We start from the raw sequence: 15742 nt of genomic DNA, 5'->3' as shown, positions 1-15742 counted from the left end.
ATGTTTGGTGAATATGTCCGCCGTTTTTTCAGCCGGCTCCTGGCCAATATTGACCTGGGTCTGTTCGGCATCGTTCTGCCGCTGCTGCTGATCGGCCTGGCCACGGTTTTCAGCGCTACCTATGATACGGGCAGCCGGGTGTTCAGCCACCTGCTCAACATGGCGGTCGGCCTGGGGGTCATGTGGGGAGCCGCCCAGTGTCCGCCGCAGCGATTGATGCGTTTCTCCTTGCCGCTGTATGGCGTGGGCATCATTCTGCTGGTGCTGGTTTTTCCGCTGGGCGTCGTCGTCAACGGCGCGCGCCGCTGGCTCTCACTGGGCATCATCCGCATTCAGCCCTCGGAAATTTTCAAGATCGCCACACCGCTGATGCTGGCCTGGTATTTCCACAAATATGAAACGGTGCTCAGCCTGCGCCATTACGTTGTTGCTTTCCTGCTGTTGCTTGTCCCGTTTGCGCTGATCGCCAGGCAGCCCGATCTGGGCACCGCTATTCTGGTCGGCGCCGCCGGCTTTTATGTGATTTTCTTTGCCGGCCTGCCCTGGAAAGTGATGGGCGGCATGCTTGCCGCCGCCGCCGCCGCCGCGCCATTCTTCTGGAGTGTGCTGCATGACTACCAGCGCAGGCGGATTCTGACGCTGCTTGATCCAACGACCGACCCGCTCGGTGCGGGCTACCACATCATCCAGTCAACCATCGCCATCGGTTCTGGCGGGCCGTATGGCAAAGGCTGGCTGGATGGAACGCAGACGCACCTTGAATTCATTCCAGAGCGCCACACAGATTTCATTTTTGCCGTTTTCGCGGAAGAGCATGGGCTGCTGGGAGCGGTCATTCTGCTGACGCTCTATGCGTTGCTGATCCTGCGCGGACTGATGATCGCAGCCAACGCTTCGACCCTGTTTTCCCGCCTGCTGGCCGGTTCAATCACGCTGAGTTTCTTTACCTACGCATTCATCAACATGGGCATGGTCAGCGGCATTCTGCCCGTCGTCGGCGTACCGTTGCCGTTTATGAGCTATGGCGGTACGGCTTTGGTGATGCTGTTTCTGGGCATTGGCATTTTGATGAGCATTCAGTCGCATCGCTCGCTCAACCGCAGATGATTGAAAGGAGGTGACGATGATCCGTCAAATATCGGCGCTAGCAGCCCTGACATCTGTATTGCCCGCATTCGTCGGCGTGGTTTTGCGTAGGTTTTTCATTCTGGTGCTGGTGCCATGCCTGCTGGCTGCCTGTGGCGGCGGGGAGCGCGTACGCGGCGGAAGCGGGACGGATGCGGTCGCTGCCTCCGGCAAGGCAGAGAGCGGTGACGCCCGTTCTACCCGGCGTGGCGGCGGCTACTACAAGGACGATGGCCCGGGCGACGAAATTCCCGACAATCTCGATGACTTGCCCGACGCCGTGCCGCGTCAGGAGCCGTTACATCGCTTTGCTAACCGGCCGTACAACGTTTTCGGCAAATACTACACGCCTGCTTCCCACGTGCGGCCGTTTCGCCAGCGCGGCGTTGCCAGCTGGTACGGCAAGAAATTCCACGGCCAGAAGACTTCGACCGGCGAGCGCTACGACATGTTTGCGATGACCGCCGCGCACCCGACGCTGCCGCTGCCTTCCTACGCGCGTATTACCAACCCGGCCAACGGCAAGAGCGTCGTTGTCCGCGTCAATGACCGCGGCCCTTTTCATTCCAACCGGATCATCGATCTTTCCTACGCGGCAGCGCATCGCCTCGGTTATATCAAAACGGGCAGCACGCTGGTCGAAGTCGAAGCGATTGTGCCGGGCAAAAATGATGGCATGAGTCGTCTCAATGAAGCCCGCCTGGCCACGAGCGCGCCAGGCGCCGTCTATGCCTACAATCAGCCACCATCGCAGTCTTCCATTTCCCGCCTTCCGTCACCCGTTGCCGACGAACGCGACGACATCGCCCGGATCATGGCGGAAAAGGACAAAGCGCGCGACGCGGCTGCCGCAGACGATGAGGCGCCCATCCGCGCGCCCACATCCGGCATTTATTTGCAGATCGGCGCCTTTGCCAGCGGCGACAATGCTGAAAGCTTGCGCGCGCACCTGGCGCGTGAGCTGGACTGGCTCAATGGCGTGATTCACGTAATTCCCAGCGGCAGGCTATACCGCGTTCAGGTCGGCCCCTACGCCCAGCGCAACGAAGCCGAACAGGCCGCTGAAAAAATTCATAGGACGTATGGGGGACAGAAACCGCGGCTCGTGACCTATAACCGCTGAACCCGGCGTCCTGGGGGCTTTCCGTTGTGCACCCGTCGTCGCGTAGCAGGCGGCGGATAGGTCGCAGCGGCAGTTCTGCTGCACAGATGGCTTGCAGATGAACCGCAGTGGCCGGGCAGCGGCCACGTTTTCATGTTTTCCCGGCCATGCGCCGTCTTCACGCGGAAATGCGGCGCTATGGCCGTCGATGATCCGCCTTGGGCACCGTCGGGCTGCAAGGCGGTTTTGAGTATGCCGTGCGGCTAAGGGGTTTCATCGAGCAGATAGTGCTGCGCGATCCAGGCCTGGCCGAGCGCCAGATTGCCGTCGTTGGGCGGCGCGCGGCGCGCTTCCAGCGTTTGCAGGCCGCATTCACCGATGCGGAAACGCAATTCCCGGGCAAAAAAGCGGTTTTGCAGGCATCTGCCGCTGAGGGCGACGCGGCTGTTTGCCGGCAGCAGCTTGCGCAGCCAGTCCGCCAGCGCGGCCGCCGTCGTCGCAAAGTACAGCGCCGCGCCCCGCCGCGCATCCGATTCCGAGCGCAGGTGCAGAAACAGCGGGGAAAAATCAAGCTGCCCCTCCGCCGTGATCCGCCAGCCGCTGGCTAGCGGCTCGATTGTGCCGAAGTTCTCGGCGGCGCCTTCCATCAGTAGTTCGGCGTGTGACGGGAAGGCCGATGTCTGCGTCAGCCCGAGGAGCGCGGCCGCTGCATCGAACAGGCAGCCGAGACTGCTCGAATCCGCTTTCTCGGCATCGGAATCCAGTTGTGCCGCCAGGCGCGGCGCTTCTGCCTGCGCGGCGAAGCGGCGGGTGATTTCCATGTTGCAGCCGATATGGTGGAGAACGGCCGCCGCCAGCCGCCACGGTTCATGCGCCGCTTCGCTAGTGCCCGCCAGGCCGATGGGGACAAGGTGTGCGCGCCGCTCGAAATGCGCGCCGTCGACCCACAATAGCTCGCCGCCCCACAATGTCCCGTCGACGCCGGCCTCGCCGCCATCGAGCACTAGGCCGCACATAGGTTCGTCCAGCTGGTGTTCCGCGAGAACGGCTGCCACGTGGGCGTGGTGATGCTGCACCGCAAGCATCGGTATCACGCGCTGGCGCGCCATATCGCGTATCGGCGCATACGAAAAGACATCCCGATGCAGATCGTGGGCAATGAGCATCGGCGATACGTCCAGCATTTTGAGGAGATGCCGGATCGTTTCCTCGAAACCGGCAAGCGCCGCCGGATTCGACAGTTCGCCCAGATGCTGGGAGAGAAATGCTTCGTCACCGCGCGTGATGCAGACGGCATTGCCGGAAGGTCCGCCGACCGCCAGTACCGACGGACCGGGGTGCGTCAGCTTGACAGTCGCCGGCGCATGGCCGCGTCCGCGCCGGATCAGCTGCAGACCGCCCAGGGCCGAATAGGCGATGCTGTCGTCGCAGCGCGTCACAATGTCGGCATTGTCTATGAGATAGGCGTCAGCAATGCCCGCCAGCCGTGCCAGCGCCTCGTCGTTACCGATGACGATCGGCTCATCGGGAGGATTGGCGCTGCTCATCAGCAATGCCAGTTCCTGATCCTGTTCGAGCCAGGCCGTTCCGGCCGGCCGACCGGCGGCCTCGTGGAAAAGCAGATAGTGCACCGGCGCAAAGGGCAGAATGACGCCCAGTCGCGGCAGATCGGGCGCAATGCCGGGCAGGCGCTCATCGCATTGCGGCCGCTTGTCGAGCAGGATGATCGGCCGCTCCGGAGAGGTCAGCCAGCCAGGTTCGCCGACCTTAAACTGCACGTAAGGAATCGCCGAGCGGGAATTGGCGAACATGACCGGAAAAGGTTTGACAGGGCGATGTTTGCGTTCGCGCAGCCGCGCGACGGCTTTGGCGTTGCGGGCGTCAGCAAAAAGGTGAAACCCGCCCGTGCCCTTGACGGCGACAATCTCGCCGCGTTGGATGGCTTGCCAGGCATGGGCGATCGCATCACCGGCGACTTCATTACCGGAGGCATCGAGAAACCGGAGCTGCGGACCGCATTTCGGGCAGCACAAAATTTCCGCATGGGCGCGTCGCCCGTCCAGGCGGCGGTATTCGGCATTGCATTTGCGGCAGGGGGAAAACAGCTTGTAGCTGGTGTGTTCCCGCTCAAACGGCAGGCTGTTGCATACCGAGTAACGTGAGCCGCAGTGCGCGCAGTCGGTCAGCGCGTAACGCCAGCGGCGGTTTTCCGGATCGAACATCTCGCTTAGGCAGTCGCGGCAGACGGCGATGTCCGGGCCGATCATCGTTGCGGCGCGCCCGCCCAGACTATCGAGAATGAAGAAATCTTCGGAGACCGAAACCGATCCGGCAAAGCGAGAGGTGATGGCATCGATGCGCGCCATGGGCGGCGCATCGTGGCGCAGGCGCTTGATCAGTGCCTCGATCTGGTCCGGCGTGCCGCAGGCTTCGATTTCGACGCCGCGCGGATCGGTGCGCACCCAGCCGGTCAGGCCAAGCGCCTTGGCCAGCCGCCAGACGGTGGGGCGGAACCCGACCCCCTGGACGATACCGCTGACGCGGATGCGCTGACAGGTGAGTGACGGAGGCAGCGGATGGCGCGTTGTTTGCACGGGAACGACTCCTGAAATCCGTTGGAGGGTGGGCAGTATGGGCAAAAGCGGAAAAATCCGCTGTCGGCCTTGAGCCGAGGCAGCACGCCGGTTATGCGCCGACGGTCATGGTCGTCGATTCTAGCCCAATCCCGGTTTCCCTGATATTGCAGACCGATCCATGCGGTTACGCTCTCGTTACCGGAGCGCTTGGTTATCGACAGGGCTTTGTATCGTTTTGACGTCCCCACAGAAGTGCCTTTCCAGGTGAGCGCTGATGCGTCCCTGAATCATGATGCCGAGCTTGGCAAACTCGGTAAAAATCTCACATTGCGGTGGCAGGGTCATACGAGAACTCCGGGAAAAGGCGGCGTTAACGAGAAGCATAAAAGCTCAAATCGGCGGCTGTTCGGGCTGGGCCAGCTTGCCCGCGTCGTAGGCGCACTCCATCATGATCTGGGAGAGAATCGCGGAAGATTCGCGGGTGAAGTCTTTGCCTTCCGGCGAAAGCGCGAACTGGAGATAGGCGTTCAGTTCCGCTTCCGACAGGTTGCGATAGGCATAGGCCATGCTGCTGAGCATCGTTTGCGACATGGCGCTGGCAATGGCGAACTGCTGGGACTCTAGATTTTTCTGGATCTCGGCCAGCGTCGGCCGGTTCTGCATTTCAAACTGGCCGGAAAGCAGGGCGGCATTGACGGCCATAGCGGTGGAAATAAAGCTTTTGACCGCATTCGGCGTCAATTCCAGCGCCTGGTCGAGCGATTGGTAAAGCGCCAGGCGCGTCGTATTGCCGCCCAGCTCGGCAATCAGCTTGGCCGCGTTGGCCTGGATTTCGGCAAAAACCTTCGGGTCCTGCCAGCGTTTTTCCTGTTCGACGATGCGTCTGCCCAGTGGCGAATCGAGAAAAACCAGGATCTTTGCGCCCAGTTCCGGTGGAATTTTTTCGGAAAGGCGCTGGAAGAACATCGCCTTCGTTTTTTCCGGTGCATAGGCCGTGTCGATGACCGCGTACAGCCTGCGCAACTGCTCGACATCCGGGCGTTTCGGCGCTTTCTTGAGTGCTTCGTCGATGCCCCGCTTCATATTTTCCGGGACGGCATCCAGGGCGGCGCTGGCGCCTGATTTTTCCATCAGCACCCGTAGCTGGGTGGATTGTGCATCCGCTGTTGCCGCACGCTCAGCCGTGGTGGCGGGCTTTGTCCGGATGGCGGATTCCGCACGCGCCTCCAGTACGTTCAAACAGAATAGGCCGGCCGCAATCCACAAGCCGACGGCCAATCGGGCGTATTTCGGCGGAGTTTGCACGCTTGTATCAGTGTGTCGCATGAGTTTTCTCCTTAAGGTTTTGCAGGTTCCTGCCATCCGGTGAAATTCCGGCAATCCGGCCTTATTCGATTCCCGGGGGCGGAGGAACGATGCCGCGCCGCAGGAAAAATCGAACTGCTGCTTCGCCATGCCGGTATAGCGGATTTCGCTCCACGAGCGTACCGGCATCGAATCGGTGAAACGCCCGAAAGCGTCGATTTCCGCACCGCAGGCAAGACTGCCTGCCCCGATGCCCAATGTGACGAAGCAAATGCGCACTCCACGGTATCTAGGCATCGCGCGTACGCCCCGCTACTGGCAAAGAAAGCGCTCCAGCGTGGGTGCAGCAAACAACAGAACGATACCGGTGCCCGCAATTGACGGTATCAGGAATCGGCAACCGGCATAAAGGCTGGCGCTCATGGGTGTTATCGGCAAATATGTTGCGCTAGAGGGCGGATGAACGGCTGGACAAACGCGAAGCATGCAATGATCAGGAAGAACTCCATTTCCGATACTTTCAGCATTTTGCGCCATGCCCGCCCCCGGAACGTGCCGACCAGGATGGCCATTGCCAAACAAAAACCCAAGCCGAGGCCGATGGTGACGGGAGAATGGCACCAGCCCCAGTCAGCAGCAACCTCCATCAGCAATCTCTCTCGCCATCACGATCAATGCTTTGTAAGCTAAAGCATTCAACTCCCCGCCTCACCAAGCCTCCTACCATGCCTGCATAGAATCCCACTTGGCTTGAGAGAATGGCTTTTCCGACCCATCCGCTAACTGGACCTCCAAAAAAACCACCGGCCGCACCGATAGATGCTGCTTCTGCAAAGCCTGCCCATGAACCTTGCTCGCCCGACATCATGACTGCACCGGCATATGCCGCGCTAGATCCAACTGCACCGATTATAGCGCCCTCTCTTGGGCGCGAAATCTTCGATCTTGAATGGAGAGTCCGACTCCCTGCGCTCGTCAGCATGTACGGTTCCAGTAAGGGACAGGCATGCTAAGCATAGGGCAGTACCTAGGGAACGAGGATATAGAAAAAAAGTTCGGGGGGTTAGTAGCATTCTGAAACCATAGACGGGACGGACGGTTACAAAATCAAATAGTATTGAGATTTATTCTCAAACTTTGGTAGTTGATTGTCAATAGTCTTGATCGTTTTTCGTGCGTTTTGTCCAGTGTGCGGTGCGGCGTATGGAGTGAGAATCCGGGTCGTGCTGTTTTGCCATAATCGTCGGCATATGTTTTTCTGATTACAGGCGCAGTAAGCGGATGCCGCGACCCGAAGCGAGATTGCGGCTGGAAGCGGGTCTGGGCTGGATTAATATACACTTACTTCCTTCTGCATTTGTTAGGTGCTAGCTGCTTTGTCGCGCCGGTCGTGTCGCTTGAATTGCTCAGCCCATACGGCCCCGCCATCCGTAGCGGACAGTGGCGCATTTTCGTGATTTTGCTATTTGATTTCTCTGATTTTCCTCATGCTCGACGTTTTCGGCCTGGAATGCATTCGCGGCGGGCACCGTCTATTCCGCGACTTGTCCTTTCGTCTGACGGACGGCGAATTGCTACAGGTGCAGGGAGACAACGGCAGCGGAAAAACGAGTCTGTTGCGCCTGCTGTGCGGGCTGTTGCTACCGGTGGCTGGTGAAATCCGCTGGCGGGGCGTGCCGATTGCGCGGCTGGGCGTGGATTTTCGCCGTGAGCTGTGCCTCATCGGCCATCGGGATGCCCTCAAGAATGAACTGACGCCGCTGGAGAATGTGCGGATGGCGGCGCATCTGGCCGGAATCCGGCTGGATGGGGCGGCGGCGCGTGATGCCCTGGCGCAGCTTGGCCTGACGGGGGAAACGGAAGAAATTCCCTGTGGCCGCTTGTCGCAGGGCCAGCGGCGGCGTGTGGCGCTGGCGCGGCTGGCTTGCGCGCGGCAGCCGCTCTGGCTGCTCGATGAACCTTTCGCCGCGCTGGATGCTGCGGCCACGGGGTGCGTCGCGGCATTGATCGGCCGCCATGTGCGATGCGGCGGCGTGGTGGTGCTGACTACGCATCAGACCGTCGATATGCCCGTAACGGCAGCCAGGCGGCTGACGCTGGGGGCGTGAGATGACCGGCTTCCTCTTTTCACTGATCCGGCGCGACCTGCGCCTGGCGCTGCGCCGGCGGACCGACGCGGCGCAGACGCTGTGTTTTTTTATTGTCGTCGTCAGTCTGTTTCCGCTCGGCATCGGGCCGGAACCAATGCTTTTGCGCCGGATGGCGCCCGGTGCGCTGTGGGTGGCGGCCTTGCTGGCGGTGCTGCTTTCTTTGCCGCGCCTGTTTGCCGAGGATTTTCGCGATGGCACGCTGGAACAGCTGGCGCTGCTGCCGCAGCCGCTGGCGCTGGTCGTGCTGGGCAAAACACTTGCGCACTGGCTGGTTTCCGGGCTGCCGCTGAGCCTGCTGGCGCCGGCGCTGGGCGTGCCGTTCGGCATTTCCCCGGAAGCTTCATGGACGCTGACGCTTTCGCTGTTGATCGGCACACCGGCGCTGTCCGCCCTCGGCGCCATCGGCGCGGCGTTGACGCTGGGCGTGCGCGGCGGCGGTATTCTGCTCTCGCTGCTGGTGCTGCCGCTCTATGTCCCGGTGCTACTATTTGGGACGGGCGCCGTGGAGGCCGCCGTGTCCGGTGTCGGCGCCAAAGCGCATCTTTCGCTGCTGGCGGCCTTGTCGCTGGGCGGCGTGTTTTTTGCGCCCTGGCCTGCCGCCGCCGCTGTCCGCATTGCTTTGGAGTCGCCGGATTCATGCTGAAAGGCTTCAATATTGACTGTTTGATGAGTCCGCAAAGCGTTTATCTGCTCGCTGGCCGGATGATTCCGTGGTTTTGGGCGCTGGCGGCGCTGTTCGGTATCGCCGGTCTGGCGGTCGGTTTTCTGATCGCGCCGGCTGATGCGCAGCAGGGCGAGGGCTATCGCATCATTTTCCTGCATGTGCCGGCTTCGTGGCTGTCGATGTTCATCTATCTGGCGATGGCTTTCTGGGCCGGACTGGGGCTGGCTTTCAACGCCCGCCTGCCGGCGATGATGGCTCAGGCGCTGGCGCCGACGGGCGCGCTGTTCGCCTTTCTTTCGCTGTGGACGGGGGCGCTGTGGGGCAAGCCGATGTGGGGAACGTGGTGGGTGTGGGACGCCCGCCTGACTTCGGAACTGATCCTGCTGTTTCTGTACATCGGCTTCATTGCGCTCCAGGCCGCTATCGACGACCCGCATCGCGCCGATCGGGCGGGCGCAATTCTGGCGCTGGCGGGCGTGGTGAATATTCCGATCATCTACTTTTCAGTCAGGTGGTGGAATACGCTGCATCAAGGGGCGACGATCAATCTCCAGAAATCTTCCCTGGCCGGTGTGATGTTCACCGGCATACTGCTCTGCGCGCTGGCTTGCTGGATGTATTCGCTGGCCGTCGCGCTGATGCGTGTGCGCAGGCTCATGCTCGAACGCGAGCCGCATGCGCCGTGGGTGCGCGAGATGCTGGAGTACGATTTGTGACAACAGGCCGGAGGATGCAAGGTAATCGCGCACGCGCAGTGAATGCGTGGGCTGTACGCGGTTTGGGGATTCCGGGCATCCGGGATGTCGGGTCGGCCGGCGGTGGAGATAGGAAGACGCGGGAAAGCACGGCGGCAAAAACGGTGGCAAATACACAACGGCCGGGAATATGGAAAATGCGGAAAGCACGGAAAAAACCGAATAAACATACGGGATCGGGGAAGGCATACACGGAGCGCGGATATGCACTGGCATAGTTTTGCCGATTTTCTCGCCATGGGCAGGCATGGCGTTTACGTTTGGGGTTCATTCGCCGTCATGGCGCTGGTCATGACGCTCGAACCGCTGCTGCTTGTGCGCGCCCACAGGCGCTTGATCGCCCGTCTGCGCCGCCACTGGGCACGAGGAGGATCAGGACGCGAAGCTGCGGCCAGCGGCTATCCCGACGTTCGTATTGGCATTTCCAGACCGCAGGCCGGCGGGCAATCCCCATCTTCCACCGGCGAGGCGCACCTTTGAATCCGCGCCGGCAACGCCTGCTGCTGATATTTGCCGGTCTGGGCGTGCTCGGGCTGATCGCCGCGCTCGTGCTCAATGCCTTGCGCAGCAACCTCGTCTTCTTTTTCTCCCCCTCGCAGGTGATTGCGGGTGAGGCGCCAGGCGGCGGGACGTTTCGTCTCGGCGGTCTGGTCAAGGAAAAAACGCTCCGGCGCGAGGCCGATGGCGTGACGATCTCTTTCGTCATCACCGATAGGACGCACGATGTGCCTGTGCGCTATCAGGGCATCCTGCCCGATCTGTTCAGGGAAGGAAAAGGCACGGTCGTTCAGGGGCGGCTCGATGGCGGGGTATTGGTGGCGTCCGAAGTGCTCGCCAAACACGATGAAAATTACACGCCGCCGGAAGCCGCACAGATCATGGGCGGCGGGCAGATGCCGCGCGAGAAGGCCGGGCAGACCTTGCCGTCGGTGATGTCCCCATGAAGCGTGCGGGCGAGCGCGGCAGGGATGCGCCAGATACGCGGAAGAACGCACCGGAGCCGGGCATTTCCCTGTTTTCGGAACCGGCAGGTTCCGGAAAGGCTGGCGCGCGGGCGGGGAGCACCGGTTCAGCGCAGGCGGTCGCCCGCCGCTGCCGCTGCTTTTATGCCGGCCTTTCTGGCGGCAATTTACCGGGCGTTGTGCCGAAGCGGCGGTTGGTGGCGGGGGCGGCATGATCCCGGAGTTTGGGCACTTTGCACTCATTCTCGCGCTGTGCACCGCCCTCGTGCAGGGGACATTGCCGCTCCTCGGCGCGCAGTACGGGCGGGCGGACTGGATGGCATTGGCGCGGCCGGCGGCGCAGGTGTTGACATGGCTGTTGCTGATTGCGTTTGGCTGCCTGACGGCCGCGTTTGTTTTCAATGACTTTAGCGTCGCCTGCGTGGCGCAGCACTCCAATACGCGCCTGCCGCTGCCGTATCGTGTCGCGGGCGTCTGGGGCGGGCATGAAGGCTCGCTGCTGCTGTGGGTGACGATGCTTGGCCTGTGGGGCGGCGCGGTCGCCCGTAGTGCGCAGCGCCTGCCGGCGGCGATGGCCGCCCGCGTCATCGGCGTGCTGGGGCTGGTGATGGCCGGATTCCTCGCCTTCACCCTGTTCGCATCCAATCCGTTTGTGCGCCTGCTGCCTGCCGCCGCCGAAGGGCGTGAGCTCAATCCGCTGTTGCAGGATCCGGGACTGATCCTGCATCCGCCGATGCTCTACATGGGCTATGCCGGCTTTTCGGTTGCGTATGCTTTTGCGCTTGCCGCACTGCTTGCCGGACGGCTCGATATGGTCTGGGCGCACGGGTCGCGGCCGTGGACGCTCGCCGCCTGGGTCTTCCTGACGCTCGGCATCGCACTCGGCTCACGATGGGCGTACTACGAACTCGGCTGGGGCGGCTGGTGGTTTTGGGACCCGGTGGAGAATGCCGCACTGATGCCCTGGCTGGCTGGCACGGCGCTACTGCACTCGCTGGCTGTGACGGAAAAAAGCGGCGGTTTCAGAAACTGGACGGTTTTACTGGCGATTTCAACGTTCTCACTCGCGCTGCTCGGCGCCTTCCTCGTCCGCTCCGGCGTGCTCAGTTCGGTACATGCCTTCGCGATCGATCCGCGCCGCGGCGTATTCATCCTGGCGCTGCTCGTCATTCTGACCGGCGGCGCGTTGGCGCTGTTTGCCTGGCGTGCGCGCAAGACCGGGTCGGCCGGTGGTTTTGCGCCATGCTCGCGCGAGTCGCTGCTGCTGATCAACAACGTGTTGCTCACGGCCGCCTGCGGCTCGGTGCTGCTCGGTACACTTTACCCGTTGCTCGCCGATACGCTCGGGTGGGGCCGAATTTCCGTCGGGCCGCCGTATTTTGAAGCGGTTTTTGTCCCGCTGATGATGCCTGCGCTCTTTCTGATCGGCGTGTCACCGTGGGTCCGCTGGAAGCGCACGCGCGTGGCCGATCTGGCGCGTGCGCTGTGCGCCCCGCTGGCGGCCTCGGCGGTGTTCGCGCTCGCCGCCAGCCTGCTGGCCGCGCGGCTGGGCGGCGGCGCAGCGCCGTGGAAGCCGTGGGTGGCGCTGAGCATGCTGCTGGCGGCCGGGATCGTCATGACCGCGTTGCTTGATATCGTGCAGCGCTTCCGTGCCGTGCGTGCCGCGCATGTCGCGCGTACCGGGCCTCTGGCGCTGCCGGCCGCTTTTCTCGGCATGCATCTGGCGCATATGGGCGTTGCGGTATTCGTCGTCGGCGTGGCGTTGGTCAATGGTTATCAGATCGAGCGTGAAGTCCGCCTGACGCCGGGTGAGCGTGTGGCCCTGGCGGGCTACGAATTTCGCTTTCAGGGTGTTCGTCAAGTCCCGGGCGAAAATTACCAGACGCTGGCGGGCGCGGTCGATCTGCTGCGTCATGGCCTCGTGTTCCGCCGGCTTGCGCCGGAAAAGCGTTTTTATCCGGCTTCCGGCATGTGGATGACGGAAGCGGCGATCGACTCGGGTTGGCTGCGCGACGTGTATGTCTCGCTGGATGAGCCGGTCGAACGCGGGCAGATCGACGGGGCCTGGGTGCTGCGCATCCAGTACAAGCCCTTCGTCAACTGGATTTGGGGCGGCTGCGTGCTGATGGCGCTCGGCGGTTTGCTGGCGATACGCGATCGCCGTCACCGTGTCGGCGGCGAGCCGCGCTGTCCCCGGAAAACACGGGCGGGTGGGCGATGAACCGGTGGGTCGGTATCCTCGCCTGGCCGCTGTTCGGCTTCCTCGTGCTTGCCGGGCTGCTGGCCGCTGGTCTGAAGCACGATCCGCAGGCTGTGCCTTCGCCGCTGATCGGCCGCCCGGCGCCGGATTTTTCGCTGCCGAGGCTGGGCGGCGGCGAACATTTCTCGCCGCGCGCCATGCGCGGCAAGGTCTGGCTGCTCAACGTCTGGGCGACTTGGTGTTCCGCCTGCCGTCAGGAGCATTCCGTGCTGCTCGATATGCGCCGGCATCGGGCGCTGACGCTGGTGGGATTGAACTATCAGGAGGTGCGCGGCGATGCTGGCGCCGATATGAGCACGATGACGCCGGCTGCAGAAGCGGCGCTGGCGGCGACGCGCGCCACTGACTGGTTACGGCGCCACGGCGACCCCTATGTGCTGTCCGTCCTCGATCTCGACGGGCGCGTCGGCATGGACTACGGCGTATATGGCGTGCCGGAAACCTACGTCATCGACAGGGCGGGCGTTATCCGCTTCAGGCACGCCGGCCCGCTGACGGCGGCGGTTCTTGCCGACAAGATTTTGCCGCTGGTCGAGGCGCTGTCACGATGAGCGGCCGATCGATGCGGCATGATTGCCTGCGCTCCTTATGCCTTCTGCGTTCATTCCTGCGCCTCCTGCGTCCATTCCGCCGCGGCGCCCTGTTTTGCGCCGCATTATGCTGCGGCCTGACCGCATCTGTCGCGTATGCTGCCTATGCCCATGCCGCGGATGCCGGCGCATCGGCGGCCGCCGTGCCAAGGGCAGAACGGAGCGCCGCGGATGCGGCCGAAGAACGGCTGGCGGCGATTTCGTCCGGACTGCGCTGCCTCGTCTGCCAGAACGAATCGCTGGCCGCGTCGCAAGCCGGTTTGGCCAGGGATCTGCGCCGCGAAATTCTGGCCATGATCGCGGCAGGCAAGAGCGATGGGGAAATCGTCGATTTCATGGTCAGCCGTTATGGCGACTTCATTCGCTACCAACCGCCGTTCAAACCCTCGACCTGGCTGCTTTGGGTGGGGCCGTTTCTGTGGCTAGTGGGCGGGCTGGGCCTCTTGCTCGTTGTGCTCCGCCGTCAGCGGCATGCTGCCGAAGCGCCGCTGAACACCGCCGACCGGCAGCGCGCCGACCGGCTTCTGGCCGATGAAGGCAGTGATCGCGTGGAGAAAGAACGATGAGCGCCGTTGTGCTGTTTATTGTGCTGACGGCCGCACTGACGCTGGTGGTCGTGGCTGTTCTGTTGCGCCCTTGGGCGCGCTTGCCGGAGCGGGCGTCAGAGCGGACGTCAGAATCGGCGCCGGCGGGCCTCGAAATTTACCGCAGCCAATGGCAGGCGCTGGCGCGCGACCGGGCTGCCGGGCTGCTGAGTGCGGAAGATTTCGACCCGGCGCGGGAAGATTTGCGACGGCGTGTATTGGCGGAAATAAATGAAACGGATGAAATGGATGCGACGGCTGCAACGGCCGTCGGGGCGGCGCCTGACGCCGCATCGCGCGGCCTGAGCGGGCGCAGTGCGTGGGCGCTTGCCGCGGCGATGCCGCTGGCGGCGGTGTTGATCTACGTAGGGATCGGTAATCCGCAGGCATTGACGCCGCCGCCTGCCGCGCGGCAGGATACGGCAGCGCTTGCTCGGCGCGTCGCGCAGCTCAAGGCCAACCCCGGTGATGCCGAGGGATGGCTGGCGCTCGCCCGCGCCTACGAAGTGCTGGGGCGTTTCCCCGAAGCCGCCGAGGCTTTTGAAAAAGGCCGTGCGCGGGTCGATGGCGACCCGGCGCTGCTTGCCGAGTATGCCTATGCGCTGATCCGGGCGGAGGGCGGCGTGGTCGGTTCGCGCGCCGAGGCGCTGATCGACGCCGCGCTCAAACTTGACCCGCAGCAACCGCAGGCTTTGTTCCTGGCCGGTCTCGCTGCGAACGAGCGTGGCGATTTCGCAGCGGCGATCGCGCACTGGCAGCGCCTGCTGCCGCTGCTTGAAACCAGCTCGGACGAGGCGGTCATGCTCGAAAAATCCTTGCAGGCCGCACAGGAGAAAATGCGGCAGGCGGCAAATGCAACGTCGCCGGCGGCTTCGGATAAACGCCCACATCCCTCCAGGTGGGCGCCCCTCTGAAACCCGCGTGGATAAAGGGCTTCAGAGCATCCACCTTGGAGATGCCCTAAATACGTGGGCTAGCGGGCAGGTATCCTGAAACTAAAAAATAAGAATTACTAAAGCATGCGTACTGACTTCCACCCACGAGACTTCTCTTGATGCCGTTGCGCTGAGCGGCAGCGCGCCCCGCTGACTTTCCTACCTTTTTTCCTTATCTCGCCAAAGAAAGTCAGCAAAGAAACGCGACCCCAGGCGCAGACGACTCCTTGTCGCGGGTTGGAGTGGTACTTGTGCGGCGGGCTTGATTAACTCGCTTACGCTCAGACAATCAAGCCCTTATTTCCGCCAAGCCGCCCCGCGCCACCCTGAAATAACGGCTTCCTTTGCCAAAATACGGCGTTGCTGTGTTGGCCTTGCCTTGCCGTACTACTCGTACTGTCAGCGGCTTACCGCCTTGTCTTTGGCAACGTCGAGCTATAGCGGCTTCCTTCGCCAAAATACGGCGTTGGCTCGCCTTGCCGTACTGCTCGTACTGTCTGCGACTCGCCGCCTTGTCTTTTGGCAAAGTCGAGCCGCTATAAATTGTCTGGCTTTTAAAAAGGGCTGCCAGCAACCCCGTGTGGATAGGGCGTTTCCGGGCAGGTGCCTCTGGAACACTTATAAATAAAGGGCTCCAGGGCAGGGTGCCGGGAGATGCCCTGTTTATAAGGGGTTCAGAGGCGCCGCCTTCAGACGCTCTCAATACTCGGAGATGCCCCCAATATCAGGACTGG

15 protein-coding genes are annotated in these 15742 nt (G+C 62.5%); 11 read left to right on the top strand and 4 right to left on the bottom strand.

Going from position 1 to position 15742, the window contains the following annotated elements:
- Both rodA and ABCS64_RS11600 read left to right on the top strand, forming a co-directional pair.
- Positions 1 to 1107: a rod shape-determining protein RodA gene (gene rodA, locus ABCS64_RS11605; RefSeq protein WP_418892054.1), complete on the top strand. Its 1107-nt coding sequence runs from the start codon at positions 1 to 3 to the stop codon at positions 1105 to 1107.
- A 16-nt stretch (positions 1108 to 1123) separates the two neighbouring features.
- Complete coding sequence (locus ABCS64_RS11600; protein ID WP_418892053.1) at positions 1124 to 2248, top strand: septal ring lytic transglycosylase RlpA family protein; 1125 nt, start codon at positions 1124 to 1126, stop codon at positions 2246 to 2248.
- A 242-nt stretch (positions 2249 to 2490) separates the two neighbouring features.
- On the opposite strand, the gene hypF is transcribed toward ABCS64_RS11600, so the two are convergent.
- The 4 genes from hypF to ABCS64_RS11580 form a co-directional block, all read right to left on the bottom strand.
- Positions 2491 to 4821 carry a carbamoyltransferase HypF gene (hypF, locus tag ABCS64_RS11595; protein WP_418892052.1) on the bottom strand — a complete coding sequence of 777 codons (2331 nt, stop codon included), beginning with the start codon at positions 4819 to 4821 and terminating at the stop codon, positions 2491 to 2493.
- Between the two features lie 177 nt (positions 4822 to 4998).
- The gene (locus ABCS64_RS11590) at positions 4999 to 5148 is read right to left on the bottom strand and encodes a hypothetical protein (protein WP_418892051.1); all 150 of its coding nucleotides are present in this window, start codon (positions 5146 to 5148) and stop codon (positions 4999 to 5001) included.
- Between the two features lie 45 nt (positions 5149 to 5193).
- Positions 5194 to 6405 carry a hypothetical protein gene (locus ABCS64_RS11585; protein WP_418892050.1) on the bottom strand — a complete coding sequence of 404 codons (1212 nt, stop codon included), beginning with the start codon at positions 6403 to 6405 and terminating at the stop codon, positions 5194 to 5196.
- 131 nt (positions 6406 to 6536) lie between these two features.
- On the bottom strand, positions 6537 to 6761 hold the full coding sequence (locus ABCS64_RS11580) for a hypothetical protein (RefSeq protein ID WP_418892049.1): 225 nt from the start codon (positions 6759 to 6761) through the stop codon (positions 6537 to 6539).
- Between the two features lie 813 nt (positions 6762 to 7574).
- Between ABCS64_RS11580 and ccmA the strand changes: the two genes are divergently transcribed.
- The 9 genes from ccmA (at position 7575) to ccmI (ending at position 14987) form a co-directional block, all read left to right on the top strand.
- Positions 7575 to 8216: a cytochrome c biogenesis heme-transporting ATPase CcmA gene (gene ccmA / locus ABCS64_RS11575; protein WP_418892048.1), complete on the top strand. Its 642-nt coding sequence runs from the start codon at positions 7575 to 7577 to the stop codon at positions 8214 to 8216.
- A 1-nt stretch (position 8217) separates the two neighbouring features.
- Positions 8218 to 8901 carry a heme exporter protein CcmB gene (gene ccmB / locus ABCS64_RS11570; protein ID WP_418892047.1) on the top strand — a complete coding sequence of 228 codons (684 nt, stop codon included), beginning with the start codon at positions 8218 to 8220 and terminating at the stop codon, positions 8899 to 8901.
- Positions 8895 to 9638 (top strand): heme ABC transporter permease CcmC, encoded by a 744-nt coding sequence (ccmC, locus tag ABCS64_RS11565; protein WP_418892046.1) that lies wholly within the window; start codon positions 8895 to 8897, stop codon positions 9636 to 9638. Before ccmB ends, ccmC begins: the two co-directional genes overlap by 7 nt.
- A 243-nt stretch (positions 9639 to 9881) precedes the next feature.
- Positions 9882 to 10157 (top strand): heme exporter protein CcmD, encoded by a 276-nt coding sequence (ccmD, locus tag ABCS64_RS11560; RefSeq protein WP_418892045.1) that lies wholly within the window; start codon positions 9882 to 9884, stop codon positions 10155 to 10157.
- On the top strand, positions 10154 to 10621 hold the full coding sequence (gene ccmE / locus ABCS64_RS11555; RefSeq protein ID WP_418892044.1) for a cytochrome c maturation protein CcmE: 468 nt from the start codon (positions 10154 to 10156) through the stop codon (positions 10619 to 10621). The genes ccmD and ccmE overlap by 4 nt, the downstream gene beginning before the upstream one ends.
- Before the next feature lie 229 nt (positions 10622 to 10850).
- Entirely contained in the window at positions 10851 to 12860 is a 2010-nt protein-coding gene (locus ABCS64_RS11550) for a heme lyase CcmF/NrfE family subunit (protein WP_418892043.1), read from the top strand.
- Positions 12857 to 13450 (top strand): redoxin family protein, encoded by a 594-nt coding sequence (locus tag ABCS64_RS11545; protein WP_418892042.1) that lies wholly within the window; start codon positions 12857 to 12859, stop codon positions 13448 to 13450. The genes ABCS64_RS11550 and ABCS64_RS11545 overlap by 4 nt, the downstream gene beginning before the upstream one ends.
- Positions 13447 to 14055, top strand: coding sequence for a cytochrome c-type biogenesis protein (locus tag ABCS64_RS11540; RefSeq protein ID WP_418892041.1), 609 nt, complete (start codon positions 13447 to 13449; stop codon positions 14053 to 14055). Before ABCS64_RS11545 ends, ABCS64_RS11540 begins: the two co-directional genes overlap by 4 nt.
- Positions 14052 to 14987 (top strand): c-type cytochrome biogenesis protein CcmI, encoded by a 936-nt coding sequence (ccmI, locus tag ABCS64_RS11535; protein ID WP_418892040.1) that lies wholly within the window; start codon positions 14052 to 14054, stop codon positions 14985 to 14987. The genes ABCS64_RS11540 and ccmI overlap by 4 nt, the downstream gene beginning before the upstream one ends.
- Positions 14988 to 15742 lie beyond the last annotated feature (755 nt).

The organism is Dentiradicibacter hellwigii (assembly GCF_041770905.1).
GTDB classification, from domain to species: Bacteria; Pseudomonadota; Gammaproteobacteria; order Burkholderiales; family Rhodocyclaceae; genus Propionivibrio; species Propionivibrio hellwigii.
Note: the sequence above shows the minus strand (reverse complement) of the source record. Positions and strands in the feature narration are given on the sequence as shown.